The organism is Sphingobium sp. C100 (genome assembly GCF_000508185.1).
Classification (GTDB): Bacteria; Pseudomonadota; Alphaproteobacteria; order Sphingomonadales; family Sphingomonadaceae; genus Sphingobium.
This window is the reverse complement of the sequence record NZ_AYOY01000152.1, coordinates 11,178-26,495: the sequence shown is the minus strand read 5'-3', so window position 1 is coordinate 26,495 and position 15,318 is coordinate 11,178. Positions and strand designations below refer to the sequence as shown.

Here is a 15,318-nt window from a genome sequence, read left to right as displayed (position 1 = left end):
GAACCTTACCCGTCGAACAGCGCGCGCAGCGCGGGACTGGCGCGGTCGAGCAGCGCCCGGCCGATCGCTTCGGCTGCCGCTTGGTCGCCGCGCGCCAGCCGGGCTTCCTCGCGCACCGTCTCCTGGCCGTCCGGGCTGATGATCTCGGCGCGCAGGACGATCTGTCCGCCTTCCACCAGCGCCAGCGCCGCGATCGGCGAATGGCAGGTGCCGCCCAGCCCCTTCAGCACGCCGCGCTCCATCATCACCGCGTCAAACGTGTCCGCGTGGTTGATCGGCGCCAGCGCTGCCTGCACGCGCTCATTGTCGGTCAGCGTCTCTATCCCCACCGCGCCCTGCGACGGTGCGGGCAGCATCGTTCCGACGGAAATCGCCGTGCCGATTCCCCCCTGATCCAGTCGGTCCAGACCCGCCGCGGCGAGCAGGGTGGCATGAACCTCGCCCGCGGCGAGCTTCGCGAGCCGCGTCGCGACATTGCCGCGGAACAGGGTGATGGTCGCGTCGGTCCGCAGCCTTTTTACCTGCGCCGCGCGGCGGGGGGAACTCGTTCCGACCAGCGGATTGGCAGGCAGCGCGGCGAAATCGTCCGCCCCCACCAGTTTGTCGCGCACATCGGCGCGCGGTAGCATCGCGGCCACATGGAAGATGCCGGGCCGCACCGTTTCCACATCCTTCATGCTGTGCACGGAAAGATCGGTTTCCCCTGCCGCCAGCGCCCGGTCCAGTTCCTTGGTCCACAGCGCCTTGCCGCCGATATCGGCCAGCGCACGGTCCTGAATGCGGTCGCCGCTGGTCTGCACGGTGACGATCTCGATCGCGTCCTCGGCCCAGCCATGGGCAGCGATCAACGCCTGTGCGGTCATGCGCGCCTGCGCCAATGCGAGGGGCGATCCCCTGGTGCCCAGGCGCAACGGTCGGTGGGTGAAAAGCATATCCAGCTTGCTCTAATGACCACGGGCATTAGATGGAAGCGGCAATGACCATCATTCTCGGCCTGGAATCGAGCTGCGACGAAACCGCGGCCGCGCTGGTGAGCGCCGATGGGCGTATCCTCGCGCATCGCCTCGCCACGCAGGAGGAGGCGCATCGCCCCTATGGCGGCGTGGTGCCCGAAATCGCCGCCCGCGCGCATGTGGAAGCGCTCAGCCCCCTGATCGAGGCGGCGCTCGCAGATGCAAAGATGACGCTGGCCGACGTTGATGTGATCGCCGCCACCGCCGGGCCGGGCCTGATCGGTGGCGTCATGGTTGGTCTCGTCACCGGCAAGGCGCTTGCCCATGCGGCGGGCAAGCCGCTTATCGCGGTCAACCACCTGGAGGGGCATGCGCTTTCCCCGCGGCTGGCCGACCGCACTTTGCAATTTCCCTACCTGCTGCTGCTCGTGTCGGGCGGGCACTGCCAGCTTCTTCATGTTCGGGGGCCAGGCGATTATGCGCGGCTCGCCACCACCATCGACGATGCCGCGGGCGAGGCGTTCGACAAGACTGCCAAGCTGCTGGGCCTGGGCTATCCCGGCGGCCCGCAGGTGGAAAAGGCGGCGGCGAAAGGGAATCCCAAGGCCGTTCCTCTGCCCCGCCCGCTGGTCGGCACGGCAGAACCCCATTTCTCCTTCGCCGGCCTCAAAAGCGCTGTGATGCGGGCCGTCCAGTCCGGCCAATATGCCACGGAAGACATTGCCGCCAGCTTCCAGCAGGCGGTGATCGACTGTCTGGTCGATCGCACGCGCCGTGCGCTGAGGGAGAGTGAGGGTGTCACCGCGCTGGTCGTCGCGGGAGGGGTTGCCGCCAACACGTCCGTCCGCATGGCGTTGGAGAAGCTCGCCGCAGGCCACGACCTGCCCTTCGTCGCGCCGCCGCTCTGGCTGTGCACCGACAATGCGGCGATGATCGCCTGGGCCGGGGCGGAACGCTATGCGGTGGGGCTGGTCGATGATCTCACTGTTCCCGCCCGGCCGCGCTGGCCGCTCGACCCGGCGGCGGAAAAGGCGCGTGGCGCCGGCATCAAGGCATGAAGGGCGTGAAGGCATGAAGGCTGGAGTCATCGGGGCTGGCGCATGGGGCACGGCGCTGGCGCAATTGCTGGCCAGCGACGGGCAGCAGGTCGCGCTCTGGGCGTTGGAGCCGGACGTGGTGGACGCAATCAACCGCGCCCACGAAAACCCGCTTTATCTGCCCAATATCCCGCTTTCGCCGTCGGTGCAGGCGACCGGCGACATGGCGGAACTGGCGGCTTGCGACCTGTTGCTGGTGGTCAGCCCGGCGCAGCATTTGCGCAGCGTCGTGGCTCAGGCGCCCGCCGGCGTGCCGCTCGTCCTCTGTTCCAAGGGGATTGAGGCGGGCACGAGCCTGCTCATGTCGGAAGTGGCGCAGCAGGCGCAGCCAGATTCCCCCATCGCCGTCCTGTCCGGCCCGACCTTCGCGCATGAAGTGGCCAAGGGGCTGCCGACCGCCATCACTCTGGCGTGCGAAGACAAGGAACTGGGCCAGCGTCTTGCCGCCCGCATCGCGCGGTCGTCGTTCCGCCCCTATCTGTCCGACGATGTCATCGGCGCGGAAATTGGCGGCGCGGTCAAGAATGTCCTCGCCATCGCCTGTGGCGTGGCCGAAGGCGCAGGCCTCGGCCTCAACGCACGGGCTGCGCTGATCAGCCGGGGCTTTGCCGAAATGACGCGCTTCGGCCTGGCGCGCGGCGCACGGGCGGAAACGCTGGGTGGCCTTTCGGGGCTGGGCGACCTCGTCCTTACCTGCTCCTCCACCAATTCGCGCAACTTCTCGCTCGGCAAAGGGCTGGGCGAGGGCGCGAGCGCCGCCGATCTCCTGGCCAACCGCCGCACCGTGGCCGAAGGCGCGCATACCGCGCCGGTGCTGCGCGACGCCGCGCGCGCGGCTGGCGTGGAAATGCCGGTGGTGGAAGCGGTCTGTGCGCTGCTGGCCGATGCCGCGCCGTTGAACCAGGTTATCGACGCGTTGCTCGCGCGTCCGTTGCGACCCGAATGAACCGCGTGCGTTATGATCACAGGATGATGAGAATCGACATGAACGCATGACGCAGGGGGGAAAGCCGAATTCGGCGGGCGAGGCATCGCTGCCGCGAGAAGGGGCGCAGGAGCAGCCCGAGGATCGAGACATCGCAGCGCTTGCCAGGGGTGGACGGACCAATATTTTCGGTTTCCTCCTGCGCCTCGCCGCGCGCCTGCCATTTCTGTTCATCGCCGGCCGCGTCTATGGCGCGGAGGCGCTGGGCCGTTTCGCCTATGCCGTGCTGGTGGTGGAGTTCGTGGCCCAGATCGCGACGCTCGGTCTGAAACGCGGTCTCGCCGGGGCGCTCGCCCAGACCGGCCGCCCCCATGCCCATGTCGTGACTGAAGCGATGATCGTGACGCTGACGGCTTCGCTCGTGGGCGTCGGCATATTGGTCGCCTTTCCCCAGGCCATGTTTCCGAACAGCGGCATCAACGGCCTTGACCGGTTGCTGGCGCTGGTCGTCATTGCGGTGGCCTGTTCGGACGTCGCGCTTGCCGCTTGCGCCTATCGCTTCGATGTCGGCGCGACGGTGCGCGCCCGCTCGATCATCGAGCCATGGGCGATCAGCATCGGCGCCTTCATCTTCGCCTTTTATTCCAAGCGCGACGGCCTGATCCTGTCCTATGCCGTGTCGATGATCGCGGCGCTGGTGGCATCGCTCATCCCGCTGGTGCGCCATTATGGCCTGCCGCGCGGCTGGACCCCGGATTTCGGCCGGTTGTGGCGACTTGCCCGGCGCAACCTGCCGCTTGCCGCCGCCGATGGCGTCGAATGGGGGTCGCGCCGGATCGATATGGCCATTTTGGGCCTGTTCGTCAGCCCGGCGGTGATCGGTATCTATTATGTCGCGCAGCAGGTCGCGTCGCTGCCGCAGAAGCTCAAGACCAGTTTCGATCCGATCCTGGGGCCGGTCATCACCCGCAATCTGGCGGAAAACAACCTGGGTGCGATCGCCCGGCAGGTGAGCCAGGTCGGCTTCTGGATCATCGCCGCCCAGGCGGGCATCGCCCTTGCCCTGGGCATTCCCGGCGAGGCGGTGATGGGCCTGGTCGGCCCCAATTTCGTCGGCGGAACGGGCGCGCTCGCCTTCCTGCTGCTGGCCGAAGTCATTGCGGCCACCGCCGTCGTCAGCGAATCGGCGCTGGTCTATATTGCGCGGCACCGGAATCTGATGATCTCGCTCGTCATGATCGGGTTGCAGGCGGCGGCCAGTTTCGTCCTGATCCTGTTGGCGCGGCGGATGGAACTGCCGGTGATGTGGGTCGCCGCCGCGCCCGCGCTGGCGTTGTGCCTGGCGCTGGCGGTGGGGGCGTTCGTGAAGGCGCGCCTGCTCGCGCGGCTGCTGGACGCGCCCGTCAATGCCTGGCGCTGGCCCCTGCTCAGTGCGGCGGGTGTCGCCTGCATCGTCGGCGCCGCCTTCGTGGCCCTGCCGCCGCATTTCGAATGGGTGGAACTGGTCGTGGGGGTCTGGGCGATCCTGGGCGCCTATGGCTTCGTCATCTGGCGCTGGGGCTTCGGCCCGGAAGACCGCACCCTGTTCCGCAAGCAGAAGGCGGCCTGAGCAGGTTCATCCGGGCGGAAACGGGCGTTACGCGAACAGCCGGTCCCGGATCACGGCCAGATCCTCTTCCGGCCGCGCGCCCCAATGGGAAATCACCTCTGCCGCCGCGACCGCGCCCAGCGTCAGGCAATCGGCGACGTCGCGTCCGTCGATATGCGCGGCCAGGAAACCCGAAGCGAACAGGTCGCCCGCGCCGGTGGTGTCGATGATCTGGCTGACCGGGGCGGCCGGCGCCTCGTATCGCACGCCATCGACGATCGCCACCGCGCCCTTTTCGCTGCGGGTCGATACCAGCACCGGCACCTTGCCCGCGAACCGGCCGAGCGCCTTGTCGAAATCATCGACCTGCGCCAGCGACTGGATTTCGCCTTCGTTGGAAAAGAGTATGTCGATCAGCCCCTGGTCGATCAGGTTCAGGAAGTCGGCGCGATGCCGGTCGATGACGAAATTGTCGGACAGGGTGAAGGCGACCTTGCGGCCCGCGTCGCGCGCCGCGTCGATCGCCGCCCGCATCGCCGCGCGGGGCTGTTCCGGGTCCCACAAATAGCCTTCCAGATAGAGAATGCCGGCCGACCGGATGAGGTCCAGGTCCAGCGCTTCCTCCGGCAGATATTGCGAGGCGCCCAGGAAGGTGTTCATCGTGCGCTGTGCGTCCGGCGTCACCAGGATCAGGCAGCGCGCGGTCGGCACGTCGCCCTGCATCACCGGCGTGTCGAAGCGGATGCCGAGCGCGCGCACGTCATGGGCGAACACCGCGCCCAGCTGGTCGTCATTGACCTGGCCGATGAAGCCGCATTTCTTGCCCAGCGCAGCGAGGCCCGCGAGCGTGTTGGCGGCCGATCCGCCGCTGATTTCCTTGGCCTGGGGCATGTCGGCATAGAGGGTTTCGGCCATGTCGGCGTCGATCAGCTGCATCCCCCCCTTGGTCAGCGCATGTTCGGCCAGAAAGCCGTCGTCGCTGCGGGCGAGAACATCGACGATGGCGTTGCCGATGGCGACGACGTCCAGAGCGGGTGCGGAAGCGGTCACGCAATATCCTTGTCTTGCTGGGAATAAAATTTCCCCGTCTCTATCGGGCCGGTGGCGGCCGTGCAACGGCGCTGATTGACCTGGGCGTCGGGCGGGAGGATAGCGGAGCCATGGTCCTGACCGCTGCCCTGCGCGCTTTTCCGTCCATCTTCCACGGCGCCGCGCTGCGCCTGATGGGCAAGACGCTGATCCTGACGCTGCTGCTCTTCGCCCTGCTTGCGGCGGCCCTGTGGGGCGGCTTCCACGCGCTGCGGCTCTGGCTGGGCTGGGGCGGCGGCGGCTTTGCGGAGGCGACCGCGACGGCGCTGATCGTGGTCGCGGCGGGCTGGCTGCTGTTCCGCGCCACGGCGATGGCGGTGATGGGCCTGTTCGCCGACGACATGATCGAGGCGGTGGAGCGGGCCGACTATCCCCATGCCGCCGCCCGACCGGTCGGCTGGGCGCGCAGCCTGCGCTTCGCGCTCGCGTCGCTGGCGAGGACGATCGGCTGGAACCTCGTCGCGCTGCCCGCTTATGTCGCCCTGCTGGTGACGGGGGTGGGGACGATCGGCCTGTTCCTGGCGCTCAACGCCTATCTGCTGGGGCGCGACATGGCCGACATGGTGGAGCCGCGTCATCCCGCCCTGCCACCCATCCCGCGCGGCAGCCGGTGGCTCATCGGGCTCGTTTCGGCGCTCGCCTTCCTGATACCCGTCGCCAACCTGCTTGCGCCGATCTTCAGCGCGGCTATGGCGGTGCATATGCTGCTCGGGCGAAAGACCAGATCATGACTTTTCCGCGTTTCCTGCCCGCGCTGTTGCTGGCGCCGCTGGCCGCCTGCGGCGCGTCCGTCGTGCCGCGCACCGGCTATACCCCGCCGCCGGCCGGACCGCCGGCCAGCGCCTTCACCAGACAGGGGCCGCTGCTGGGATCGGATGCGCGGCGCCTGACCCAATTGTTCGGCCAGCCCCGGCTGGACATTCGCGAAACCACGGTGCGCAAGCTGCAATTCGCCAATGGCCGCTGCGTGCTCGACGCCTATCTCTACGCGCCTGCGCGGGGGAAGGAGCCGGTGGTGACGCATGTCGATGCGCGCGCGCCGACCGGCGCCGACGTCGATCCGGGGGCGTGCATCACCGCCTTGCAGGCGAAATAGCCCGGCCGGAAAGGTCACAGGGCCGAAGTTCACACCGTTGTCGGGCTTTTGGGGCCAATAGCCACGGGAAAGCGCCTGCCAAGCCGCACCCACGCGCCACCGAGGCCATAGTTGGGTCACACCGACGCGCCACCGAGGCCACAGATGGGTCACACCGACGCGCCACGGGCGCGCCAGTGAGGCGCCAGCGACGCGCCGGTCGCGCGACGGGGCCGCATCAAGCGGCGGGAGAGGGAAAGGCCGGTCCACCGCAGAGGATAGACCAGAGGAAATCCTACATTGGAAGGGGCATATGCGGCATGGCGGCGGCGCGCTTCGCGCTTCTCGACTGCGTTCGAAGCGAACGGCGAGGCGAAGGAAAGGGTGGGTAGCGGGCATCGGTTTTTACCGTGCTTGATATCCGCATTGCGCCATGATCGGTAGTTCAGTTGAATTTTGTGTGCGCTTGGAAGCGAACATTCGGCCTCCTGCTCCCAACGAGCAAGTTATGGTGTCGACTTATGATTCACCGAACGATGGGGTCCAGTACCAAGCCACTCTCAGTGCCCATCAGGCGTCCATGAAGTTGGTACGCTTCATTTTCAGTCAGAGAGGCGACGCAGTCTGCTGCCAGCCGCGCGGGTTTGTCATCAGAGTTGTCCTCCCAGATGTATTGGAGGCGGGTGGGGAACAGGCCAAAATTTTTGACCTTGCCTTCTTTGAGGAAGATCGAAAATAGGTCGCGCACGATGCGCTTCTGTCCATACTGCTGCGCATGCAAGGCTGGTAGTCCAATGACGTAGTGGCGCGCAAAATACTTCAGCAGCCGGACTTCATCCGAAGCGTCAGGATCGATGATGACCGCGTCGCCCTCAAGATTCTCAGCTAAAGTCGCGGCGCGAACGTACCCCCCGATTAGCGTCGAGGTGAAGTTTCGGAGCTGACGACGTTGCTCGCGCGCTCCATTATAGACTTCATCCGTGACCCGCGGAAACATCTTAGTCCTGAGTTTGATGCGGTCCATTGCGTGCTTCAGACGGACATGGGCATCGGCAGGATTGCTCGGGTCCAGAGCCCAGACTTTGAGCGCTCCGTCGATGATCCGATCACGGGCTTTATCGGACAAAATCTCACTCCAGGGGATTATCCCGACGCGGTGAAAATCCTCGAGATCGTGTACGGAATAAGCGATGTCATCCGCCCAATCCATCAACTCTGCTTCAGCCGTTTTGTAGTCGCTGCGGCAATGCGCACGCGCCCATTCAAATGCCGACTTTTCAGACGTGTAAGCGGACCACTTCTTTTTCTTTTTGTCGTGCGAAAGGTCCCGTAACCACGGGTACTTCAGCGTCGCCGCTAGCGTCGCTCTGGTAAGGTCGAGCCCAGGGCTATCTTTACCATACCGAACCGCGAGCTTTGTCAGGATGCGGAACGTCTGAGCATTCCCTTCATATCCATCTGGAGCAGCATCCACCAAAAGACCACCGCAAAGAGTTGGATCGCACACGAGCCTGTCGAGTTCATGCTCTGCGGCATGCCCGAAAGGCGGGTGCCCAAGATCATGCGCGAGACAGGCTGCCTCGACTACCTCAGCATCGAGCCCGTGAAGCTTCGCTGCCTTCGGCTGCTTATCTAGGCGATACTGAGCCAAGCGGCGTCCGATCTGGGCAACCTTGTAGGTGTGCTGCTGACGAGTATGAAAAATGTCTAGCTCGCCGGCACGTACAATCTGTGTGATGCCGGCCAAGCGATGGAATGCCGAGGAGTAAAGTATCCGGTCCCGGTCGCGCTCAAATGCGCGCCTTTGATCCATTGAGGGGGTGAGATCGTCTATATGACAACGGCCAACACGCGCCTTATCAAGAGGCGACTCTTCCTCAACTAACACTCACTACCCCCCGGTATTTTTCTTAGGCTGCTTCAGCAAGCTGCCGCACAGCTACGACCATGCCTGCACGATCGAGCGTAATTTTCTCACGTTCAATGGCGCGCTGCAGCCCTTCGATAACATTATCCATCGGATATTTTGCGCTGAGCGCAGCGATGAGGTCGTCAGGACTAATGCCCGTGCCAACTACATCGAGAATTTCAGTGTCTTGCGGGTCTTTATCGGCCATGGTTGCTCTCCACCTGGTTAGACCTCTCCGGTCTCGCGCAAATTCGTCATTATATAGTGAACGACTAGGCGCGCGATCGGTGCCAGCGGCCGCTGGCTGAGGCCCAATTTCTCATTTCCATAGATTTTGTCAAATCCGTCCGCCGCGATGCGTTGACGCCCTGGTCAATAATTTCGCCTGCAAAGGGCGTGGGAAAGGTTGCCGCCATTCTGATGGGCGGACTACAAAAATTTATTTTCGGCACTGCAGAAGGCATCGGGATCGCCACAAGGGCATATTTTGCGCGTAACGCGAACACCTCTTGCAATCTGCTACCAAGTGGTTGGCTTAGGGGCTACTATAACGAACGGCCGGTTACAGCAGAAGCTGTCCTTCACAACGCAGTCCGTGAATGGCGACAACGGGTCGAGAGGCGACACCATTCCAACGGCAGCTATCCCGTCATTTGCGCCCTAAACCTGTCGGTCGCCTATTGGCCAATCTCAGCTGCAAACGAAGCTGAAATTCCATGCCCGGTCGTGGTCGCTGCCGGCCAATCCGATGGCTCGATAATGGCGCGACCGATTTTTCAGGCTGTCAGCTTCCCGATCGCCCAGGCCGCCGCTTCCGCCACCACCGGATCGTCATCCTGCGCCAACGGCGTCAGCCGATCCAGTAACCGCGCGTCGCCGCTATTGCCCGCCGCGATGGCGGCGTTGCGGACCATGCGGTTGCGGCCGATGCGCTTGATCGGGGAGCCGGAGAAAATCTCTCGGAAGGTCGCGTCGTCAAGGTCGAGCAGGTCGGCGATGGCGGGCGCGGCCAGTTCCGCGCGGCCGACAAACGCCCGGTTCGCCGCCGCCGCGTCGGCGAACTTGTTCCACGGGCAGACCGCCAGACAATCGTCGCAGCCATAGACGCGGTTGCCGATGCCTTCGCGCAGATCCTCCGGGATCGGCCCCTTATGCTCGATGGTGAGGTAGGAGATGCAGCGCCGCGCATCGACCACATAGGGGGCGGGAAAGGCGTCGGTCGGGCAAGCGCTCATGCAGGCGGAGCAACTGCCGCAATGGTCGCGCTCCGGCGCGTCGGGGGCCAGCGCCATTTCGGTATAGATGGCGCCCAGGAACAGCCAGCTGCCTTGGGTACGGCTGACGAGATTGCTGTGCTTGCCCTGCCAGCCCAGGCCCGCGCCCTGCGCCAGCGGCTTTTCCATCACCGGCGCTGTATCGACGAACACCTTGAGGCCGCCGGCCTCCCCATCGCGCGCCTGTTGTTCGACCAGCCAGCGGGCCAGGCTTTTGAGCGCCTTCTTGACGACGTCATGATAATCCTTGCCCTGTGCATAGACCGAAAAGCGCGCGCGGTCGGTCACATCGGCCAGCGCCAGCGGGTCGCGGGCGGGCGCATAGCTCATGCCCAGCATGATGACGCTGCGCACGGCGGGCCACAGCCCGCGGGGCGATCCGCGCTGCTCGGCCCGCTCCTCCATCCACAGCATGTCGCCATGATGGCCCGCGTCCAGCCATTGGCGCAGCCGCGCGCCCGCCTGGGGCGCGGCGTCGGCGTCGGCGATCCGGCAGGCGGCAAAGCCCAGCCGCATCGCCTGCGCTTTCAGCCGGTCTTCCAAGGTTTCGGTTTCCACGGGCACGGGTCCAGACTATCAGGGCGGGATGATCGGCGACACTCCGGCATCGTCCACCGCCCCAGCGGCCGCCCGGCCATCGGCCTATGCCGTCGAAGGCCATGGGCTTGTCAAGACATTCGGCAGTTTCCGCGCGGTCGACGGGGTCGACATCGCGGTGCCCGCGGGCGCCATCTACGGCGTCCTTGGTCCCAATGGCGCGGGCAAGACGACGCTGTTGCGCACCTTGCTGGGCATCATCGACCCGGATGAGGGGCATCGCAGCCTGCTCGGCGCGCGCCAGCCGCTGCGCATGGCGCGGCAGGTCGGCTATCTGCCCGAAGAGCGCGGTCTCTATCCCTCGATGAAGGCCTATGAGGCGATCGCCTTCATGGGCGCGTTGCGGGGGCTGCCGCTCAGGCAGGGGCGCGAGCGGGCGAAGGCGATGCTGGAGGGCCATGGCATGGGCGCCGCGATCGACAAGCCGATCCGCCAGCTTTCCAAGGGCATGGCCCAGACGGTCCAGCTGTTCGGCACCATCGTCCATCAGCCGCGCCTGATCGTGCTGGACGAACCCTTTTCCGGGCTCGACGCGATCAATCAGGAAAAGCTGGAAGCGCTGATCCGCGAACAGGCGCGACAGGGCGTCACCATATTATTTTCGACGCATGTCATCGCCCATGCCGAGCGGCTGTGCGAGCGGATCGCCATCGTCGCGGGCGGGCGCATCCGTTTCGAAGGCACGGTGAGCGACGCGCGCGACCGGCTGCGCCCGCAGGTGCGGTTGCGCACCCGCGCGATCGACGGCGCCTGGCGCCGCGCGCTGCCGTCCGACACGGTGGCGCAGGAGGGGGCCTGGCATTTCGCATTGCCCGAAGGCGGGATCGAGCCGTTGCTGCGCGCGCTGATCGACGACCGGGCGGGGATCGAAAGCCTGTCGATCGAACGGCCCGGCCTGCACGACGCTTTCGTCGCGATTGCGGGCGCGGCGGCGGCGCGGCAGATGTCGGACGGCGAAGGGCAGGAGGAGCAGGAGGCATGATGCAGCTATGGCGCGCCGCCTTCGTCATCGCCCGGCGCGACTTTACCGCCGTGGTGCTGTCGCGCACCTTCATCCTTTTTCTGCTGGGGCCGCTGCTGCCGATCGTCATCGGCTTTGCCTTTGGCGGGCTGGGCGAGAAAATTTCCAGCACGGACCTGCGCCCCGTGGTCGGGGTCGCCATGTCCGCGCCCGACAGCGCGACCGTGCTGCGCGCCCATGACCGGCTGGTCGCGCGCATGGGCGATCAGGCGCTGCCGCGCCTGCGCCGCGTGTCGCCGACCGTCAGCCCGCGCGCGCAACTGGCGCGGCCCGATTCGGAGGTGGTGGCGATTCTCTCGGGCACGCTCGCGCATCCGGTGCTGACCGGGAAGGCGGGGGATCTCGACATATTGCAGGGCGACATCAGCCTGTTGTCGACCGCCGCGCTGGCCGAACGCACGCTGCAATTCGTCACCGTGACACGCAATGAGGTCGCCACCAGCCAGGGCGCACAGGCGCAGGCGCGGCTCATCATCGGCCGCATCGCCCAAGTGGTGATGTTCTTCCTCACCATATTGCTGGCGGGCATGATCCTGTCCAACCTGGTCGAGGAGAAGACCAACAAGATCATCGAGATATTGGCCGCGGCCGTGCCGATCGACGCGATTTTCCTGGGCAAGCTGATGGCGATGCTGGCGATGAGCTTCGTGGGCATCGCCTTTTGGGGCGGCACGGCCTTTGCGATATTCCTGCTGGCGGGCGGCCAGCCCACCGCGCTGCCCGCGCCGGCGATCGGCTGGCCCATCTTCCTCGCGCTCGCGGCGCTCTATTTCGCCATGGCCTATACGCTGCTCGGCTCGCTGTTCCTGGGCATCGGCGCGCAGGCAGCGACCGTGCGGGAGGTGCAGACGCTCAACATGCCGATCACCATGGGGCAGATGCTGATCTTCTTCTTCGCCAGCTATGCCGTCGACCATATGGGGTCGCCCGCCGAGATCGCGGCCTGCATCTTCCCCTTCAGTTCGCCCTTCGCGATGATCGCGCGCGCGGCGCAGGACGCGACGCTCTGGCCGCATCTGCTGGCGCTGCTGTGGCAAGCGGCGTTCGTTGCGATCATCATCCGGGTCGGCGTGCTGCTGTTCCGCCGCCATGTCATGCAATCGGGCGGGCGCTGGTGGAAGACATTGTTCAGGCCGGCGACAGGCTGACTGCGCTAGACAGGCGTCATGAACCGACGGCATTTCCTGGGTGGCGCGGCAAGCGGCGCGGCGGCATTGGCGCTATGGCAGTTGCTGCCGGGCGAGGCGGAGGCCGCCTATCCCTTCACCCTGACCGATGCGCAATGGCGCGAAAAGCTCAGCCCCTGGGCCTATAAGGTGCTGCGGCAACAGGCGACCGAACATCCCTATAGCAGCGCGCTCAACAAGGAGCATCGCGCCGGCATCTTCGCCTGTGCCGGGTGCGGGCAAAAGCTGTTCAGTTCCAAGACCAAATTCGACAGCGGCACCGGCTGGCCCAGCTTCTGGGCGCCGCTGCCCAAGGCGGTGGGCACCAGCCGCGATCTTGACCTGGGCTATCCCCGCACCGAGGTTCATTGCGCGCGCTGCGGCGGGCATCTGGGCCATGTCTTCGACGACGGGCCGCGCCCGACCGGCAAGCGCTATTGCATGAACGGCGTGGCGCTCAATTTCCTGCCGGCCTGATCCGGTAGAGGCGAAGCGAGCCGTTGGCCGGCAGCGGTTCCAGCCAAAGCGGAGGGTTCCCCTGCGCCAGCATGGCGGCCAGACTGCGGGGGTTTTCCTTTTCATACAGAGCCATCTCGTTCAGTCCGTCGCAACTGACCAGATAGCGCGCGCCGCTGCGTTCGATAACATGCCGCGCCTGGTCCGGGGCAGCGACGAAACCGCGGATCACCGTGGATATGCCGACCGCATTGCGATGATGCGCGGTGGCGATCACAGATTGGCGGGTCCGCATCAATATGTCGGGACCAAGGTCGATCGGCGCGAACAGGGTGGCGGGCGGCAGCGCGTCGAGCGCCGCCAATGCGGCGGCGCTGCGGCAATCGGCGTCGGCCTTCTTGGCGGCTTCGGGCTGCGCGGCGACCGCGATCCAGGCAGCGCACAGCCCCGCCGGGGTCAGCAGCACCAGAGCAACCGATCCGATCACACGCACCAGCGCCAGCCCCGACCGCTGCACCCGACGCAGCAGCAGGAGCAACAGCCAGGCGATGCCGGGCAGGGCGAAGAGATGCGCGACGCTGAGCGCCCGCATCACCAGCATGGACACCAGCGTCGCCCCGATCAGGAGCAGGGCGAGCGTCAGCCAGCGCATCCGCGCACCCTCTCGATTACGTCCGTCCCGATTACGCGCCGCCGCGAGCAGCGTTGCGCCCAGTCCCAATAATGGCGGCAGCAGGATCACGCCCTGCATGGTCAGGGTCTGTGCCTCGATGGGGCGGCCCTCCATGACTTGCAGATACCAGAGCTTGTAGGCGAGTGGGCCGAGCGCCGCGAAGGGATCGCCCGACAGGCATGGCCCGCCGGTCAGCAGGAAGACGGCGATCGCCGCGCCGCCGCCGATCGCCGCGATCGCCAGCCGCCGTGTGGGCGAACCCGTGCCGATCGCGCGGACGGCGGTGGCGCTCGCGTCCGCCAGCGCCACCAGCGGCCAGACATAGGCGAAGGACAGCGCATCGCACTGGCTGACGAACGGCGCCTGGCCGCCGCGCAGCAACGCCAGCAGCACCAGCGCCGCGCCGCCCAGGGTCAGGGCAAAGGCGACGAAGCGTGGCGTTTCCGCCCGGTCGATCCAGTGACGCAGCGCGAAGACGCCGGCGAACAGCGCGGCATAGGGGAGCGCCTCGCTCGAAATCTGGAGCCATAGCGCGAGCGCCAGGCCAGCGATCAGGCCGCCACGCGCCGCGCGCTCATCCATCGCGCCCATCAGAGCGATGCCGGCCAGCATGATCTGCCACCCATGATGGTCGATCCGCAGCGGGGTGAATTGAACGAGGATGCTGGGCGTCGTCAGCAGCAGCGCGACGCCGACCAGCGCGGCGGCATCACCGGCGATGCGGCGTGCGGCGGTGAACAGCGCGGCGGTCAGTCCGCCAAGCAGCAGCAATGGCACGATGACGCAGGCGAGACGTTCCGCGCCCGCCGCGCCGACAATCGGCCGCAGCAGCAGGATCAGGCCCGCAATCGGCATGTCGACAATCCGCGACCAGTGCATCGGTCCGCCCAGCGGCGGGTTCACCCGATGCTGGCTGACGTCCCAGAAAGCCTGCCCGCCGATCCAGTCGCGCACCTGCACCAGCCGCATCGCATCGTCGGGATCGCGAAAGGCCATGGTGGCGAAGGCGCCATGAAACCACCACAGCATCGCGGCGCTGCATATCAACCAGGCCAGCCCTGCCCAGAGCGCAGCGCGGCGCAGATCAGGCGCGCGCGAAGACGCCATATTTGCGAATCGCATAAACGGTGAGGAAGCTGGCCGGCACCGACAGCAGCTTGGCGAGGGCGGGGGCGATGCCGATCAGGCTGAGGCTGCCGACCATCGCCATCGTCATGCCCATGCCCAGCAATGCGCTGGCGATGAAGGCGAGGCGCTGGCCGTGGGAGGGGCCGGCGCCGGTGTCGAACACATAGCGGACGCTGATCACCCAATGGATCAGCAGGCCCGCGCCATAGCCGGCACAGGCGGCCGCGACCGGCGGCAAACCCGCCCGGCCCAGCATCAGGAAAATCGCAAAGTCGCCCGACAGCGCGCCGATGCTGGCCAGCAGATAGCGGGCGAACATCAGGCGCGCGATCGGCGCTGCGCGCGCGCGCAGGCGCCCCGCCATGCC

15 protein-coding genes are annotated in these 15,318 nt (G+C 66.3%); 8 read left to right on the top strand and 7 right to left on the bottom strand.

Annotation, left to right across the window (positions count from 1 at the left end; genetic code table 11):
• Positions 1-5 precede the first annotated feature (5 nt).
• Positions 6-932, bottom strand: coding sequence for a hydroxymethylbilane synthase (gene hemC / locus C100_RS37825; protein ID WP_024020297.1), 927 nt, complete (start codon positions 930-932; stop codon positions 6-8).
• 44 nt (positions 933-976) lie between these two features.
• Between hemC and tsaD the strand changes: the two genes are divergently transcribed.
• Genes tsaD through C100_RS37810 form a run of 3 tightly spaced genes read left to right on the top strand, consistent with a single transcriptional unit; the run spans position 977 to position 4,584 of the window.
• Complete coding sequence (gene tsaD, locus C100_RS37820) at positions 977-2,011, top strand: tRNA (adenosine(37)-N6)-threonylcarbamoyltransferase complex transferase subunit TsaD (protein WP_031309640.1); 1,035 nt, start codon at positions 977-979, stop codon at positions 2,009-2,011.
• A 13-nt stretch (positions 2,012-2,024) separates the two neighbouring features.
• Positions 2,025-2,996: an NAD(P)H-dependent glycerol-3-phosphate dehydrogenase gene (locus C100_RS37815; protein WP_024020295.1), complete on the top strand. Its 972-nt coding sequence runs from the start codon at positions 2,025-2,027 to the stop codon at positions 2,994-2,996.
• A gap of 46 nt (positions 2,997-3,042) precedes the next feature.
• A complete protein-coding gene (locus C100_RS37810) occupies positions 3,043-4,584 on the top strand; it encodes a lipopolysaccharide biosynthesis protein (RefSeq protein WP_024020294.1) in 1,542 nt (513 codons plus the stop codon).
• A 27-nt stretch (positions 4,585-4,611) separates the two neighbouring features.
• Here C100_RS37810 and C100_RS37805 read toward each other — a convergent pair whose 3' ends face one another.
• The gene (locus tag C100_RS37805) at positions 4,612-5,613 is read right to left on the bottom strand and encodes an adenosine kinase (RefSeq protein WP_024020293.1); all 1,002 of its coding nucleotides are present in this window, start codon (positions 5,611-5,613) and stop codon (positions 4,612-4,614) included.
• 110 nt (positions 5,614-5,723) lie between these two features.
• On the opposite strand from C100_RS37805, the gene C100_RS37800 reads away from it, so the two are divergent.
• Both C100_RS37800 and C100_RS37795 read left to right on the top strand, forming a co-directional pair.
• Complete coding sequence (locus tag C100_RS37800) at positions 5,724-6,383, top strand: EI24 domain-containing protein (protein ID WP_024020292.1); 660 nt, start codon at positions 5,724-5,726, stop codon at positions 6,381-6,383.
• Positions 6,380-6,748, top strand: coding sequence for a hypothetical protein (locus C100_RS37795; protein WP_024020291.1), 369 nt, complete (start codon positions 6,380-6,382; stop codon positions 6,746-6,748). Before C100_RS37800 ends, C100_RS37795 begins: the two co-directional genes overlap by 4 nt.
• A gap of 505 nt (positions 6,749-7,253) precedes the next feature.
• Here the strand turns inward: C100_RS37795 and C100_RS37790 are convergent.
• The 3 genes from C100_RS37790 to queG all read right to left on the bottom strand — a co-directional run bounded on the left by C100_RS37790 (position 7,254) and on the right by queG (position 10,453).
• Entirely contained in the window at positions 7,254-8,540 is a 1,287-nt protein-coding gene (locus C100_RS37790; protein WP_024020290.1) for a deoxyguanosinetriphosphate triphosphohydrolase family protein, read from the bottom strand.
• Positions 8,541-8,637: 97 nt separating this feature from the next.
• On the bottom strand, positions 8,638-8,844 hold the full coding sequence (locus tag C100_RS0124830; protein ID WP_031309636.1) for a hypothetical protein: 207 nt from the start codon (positions 8,842-8,844) through the stop codon (positions 8,638-8,640).
• 568 nt (positions 8,845-9,412) lie between these two features.
• Positions 9,413-10,453, bottom strand: coding sequence for a tRNA epoxyqueuosine(34) reductase QueG (queG, locus tag C100_RS37785; protein ID WP_031309635.1), 1,041 nt, complete (start codon positions 10,451-10,453; stop codon positions 9,413-9,415).
• Positions 10,454-10,496: 43 nt separating this feature from the next.
• Here queG and C100_RS37780 point away from each other — a divergent pair, with 43 nt between their 5' ends.
• The 3 genes from C100_RS37780 to msrB are packed head-to-tail and all read left to right on the top strand — an operon-like array spanning position 10,497 to position 13,171.
• Positions 10,497-11,489: an ABC transporter ATP-binding protein gene (locus C100_RS37780; protein WP_024020288.1), complete on the top strand. Its 993-nt coding sequence runs from the start codon at positions 10,497-10,499 to the stop codon at positions 11,487-11,489.
• Positions 11,486-12,676 carry an ABC transporter permease gene (locus C100_RS37775; RefSeq protein ID WP_024020287.1) on the top strand — a complete coding sequence of 397 codons (1,191 nt, stop codon included), beginning with the start codon at positions 11,486-11,488 and terminating at the stop codon, positions 12,674-12,676. Before C100_RS37780 ends, C100_RS37775 begins: the two co-directional genes overlap by 4 nt.
• 18 nt (positions 12,677-12,694) lie before the next feature.
• Positions 12,695-13,171 (top strand): peptide-methionine (R)-S-oxide reductase MsrB, encoded by a 477-nt coding sequence (gene msrB / locus C100_RS37770; RefSeq protein WP_024020286.1) that lies wholly within the window; start codon positions 12,695-12,697, stop codon positions 13,169-13,171.
• Here the strand turns inward: msrB and C100_RS37765 are convergent.
• Both C100_RS37765 and C100_RS37760 read right to left on the bottom strand, forming a co-directional pair.
• Complete coding sequence (locus C100_RS37765) at positions 13,152-14,930, bottom strand: hypothetical protein (protein WP_024020285.1); 1,779 nt, start codon at positions 14,928-14,930, stop codon at positions 13,152-13,154. The two genes, msrB and C100_RS37765, sit on opposite strands and share 20 nt — an antisense overlap.
• A complete protein-coding gene (locus C100_RS37760) occupies positions 14,908-15,315 on the bottom strand; it encodes a GtrA family protein (RefSeq protein WP_024020284.1) in 408 nt (135 codons plus the stop codon). The genes C100_RS37765 and C100_RS37760 overlap by 23 nt, the downstream gene beginning before the upstream one ends.
• Positions 15,316-15,318: the final 3 nt, after the last annotated feature.

Coding starts and splice junctions, on each gene's coding strand:
- msrB (WP_024020286.1), top strand. CDS start 12,695: ATGAACCGACGGCATTTCCTGGGTGGCGCGGCAAGCGGCGCGGCGGCA.
- C100_RS37795 (WP_024020291.1), top strand. CDS start 6,380: ATGACTTTTCCGCGTTTCCTGCCCGCGCTGTTGCTGGCGCCGCTGGCC.
- hemC (WP_024020297.1), bottom strand. CDS start 932: ATGCTTTTCACCCACCGACCGTTGCGCCTGGGCACCAGGGGATCGCCC.
- C100_RS37775 (WP_024020287.1), top strand. CDS start 11,486: ATGATGCAGCTATGGCGCGCCGCCTTCGTCATCGCCCGGCGCGACTTT.
- C100_RS37815 (WP_024020295.1), top strand. CDS start 2,025: ATGAAGGCTGGAGTCATCGGGGCTGGCGCATGGGGCACGGCGCTGGCG.
- C100_RS37780 (WP_024020288.1), top strand. CDS start 10,497: ATGATCGGCGACACTCCGGCATCGTCCACCGCCCCAGCGGCCGCCCGG.
- C100_RS37760 (WP_024020284.1), bottom strand. CDS start 15,315: ATGGCGGGGCGCCTGCGCGCGCGCGCAGCGCCGATCGCGCGCCTGATG.
- tsaD (WP_031309640.1), top strand. CDS start 977: ATGACCATCATTCTCGGCCTGGAATCGAGCTGCGACGAAACCGCGGCC.
- C100_RS37810 (WP_024020294.1), top strand. CDS start 3,043: ATGACGCAGGGGGGAAAGCCGAATTCGGCGGGCGAGGCATCGCTGCCG.
- C100_RS37800 (WP_024020292.1), top strand. CDS start 5,724: ATGGTCCTGACCGCTGCCCTGCGCGCTTTTCCGTCCATCTTCCACGGC.
- C100_RS37765 (WP_024020285.1), bottom strand. CDS start 14,930: ATGGCGTCTTCGCGCGCGCCTGATCTGCGCCGCGCTGCGCTCTGGGCA.
- C100_RS0124830 (WP_031309636.1), bottom strand. CDS start 8,844: ATGGCCGATAAAGACCCGCAAGACACTGAAATTCTCGATGTAGTTGGC.
- C100_RS37790 (WP_024020290.1), bottom strand. CDS start 8,540: ATGGATCAAAGGCGCGCATTTGAGCGCGACCGGGACCGGATACTTTAC.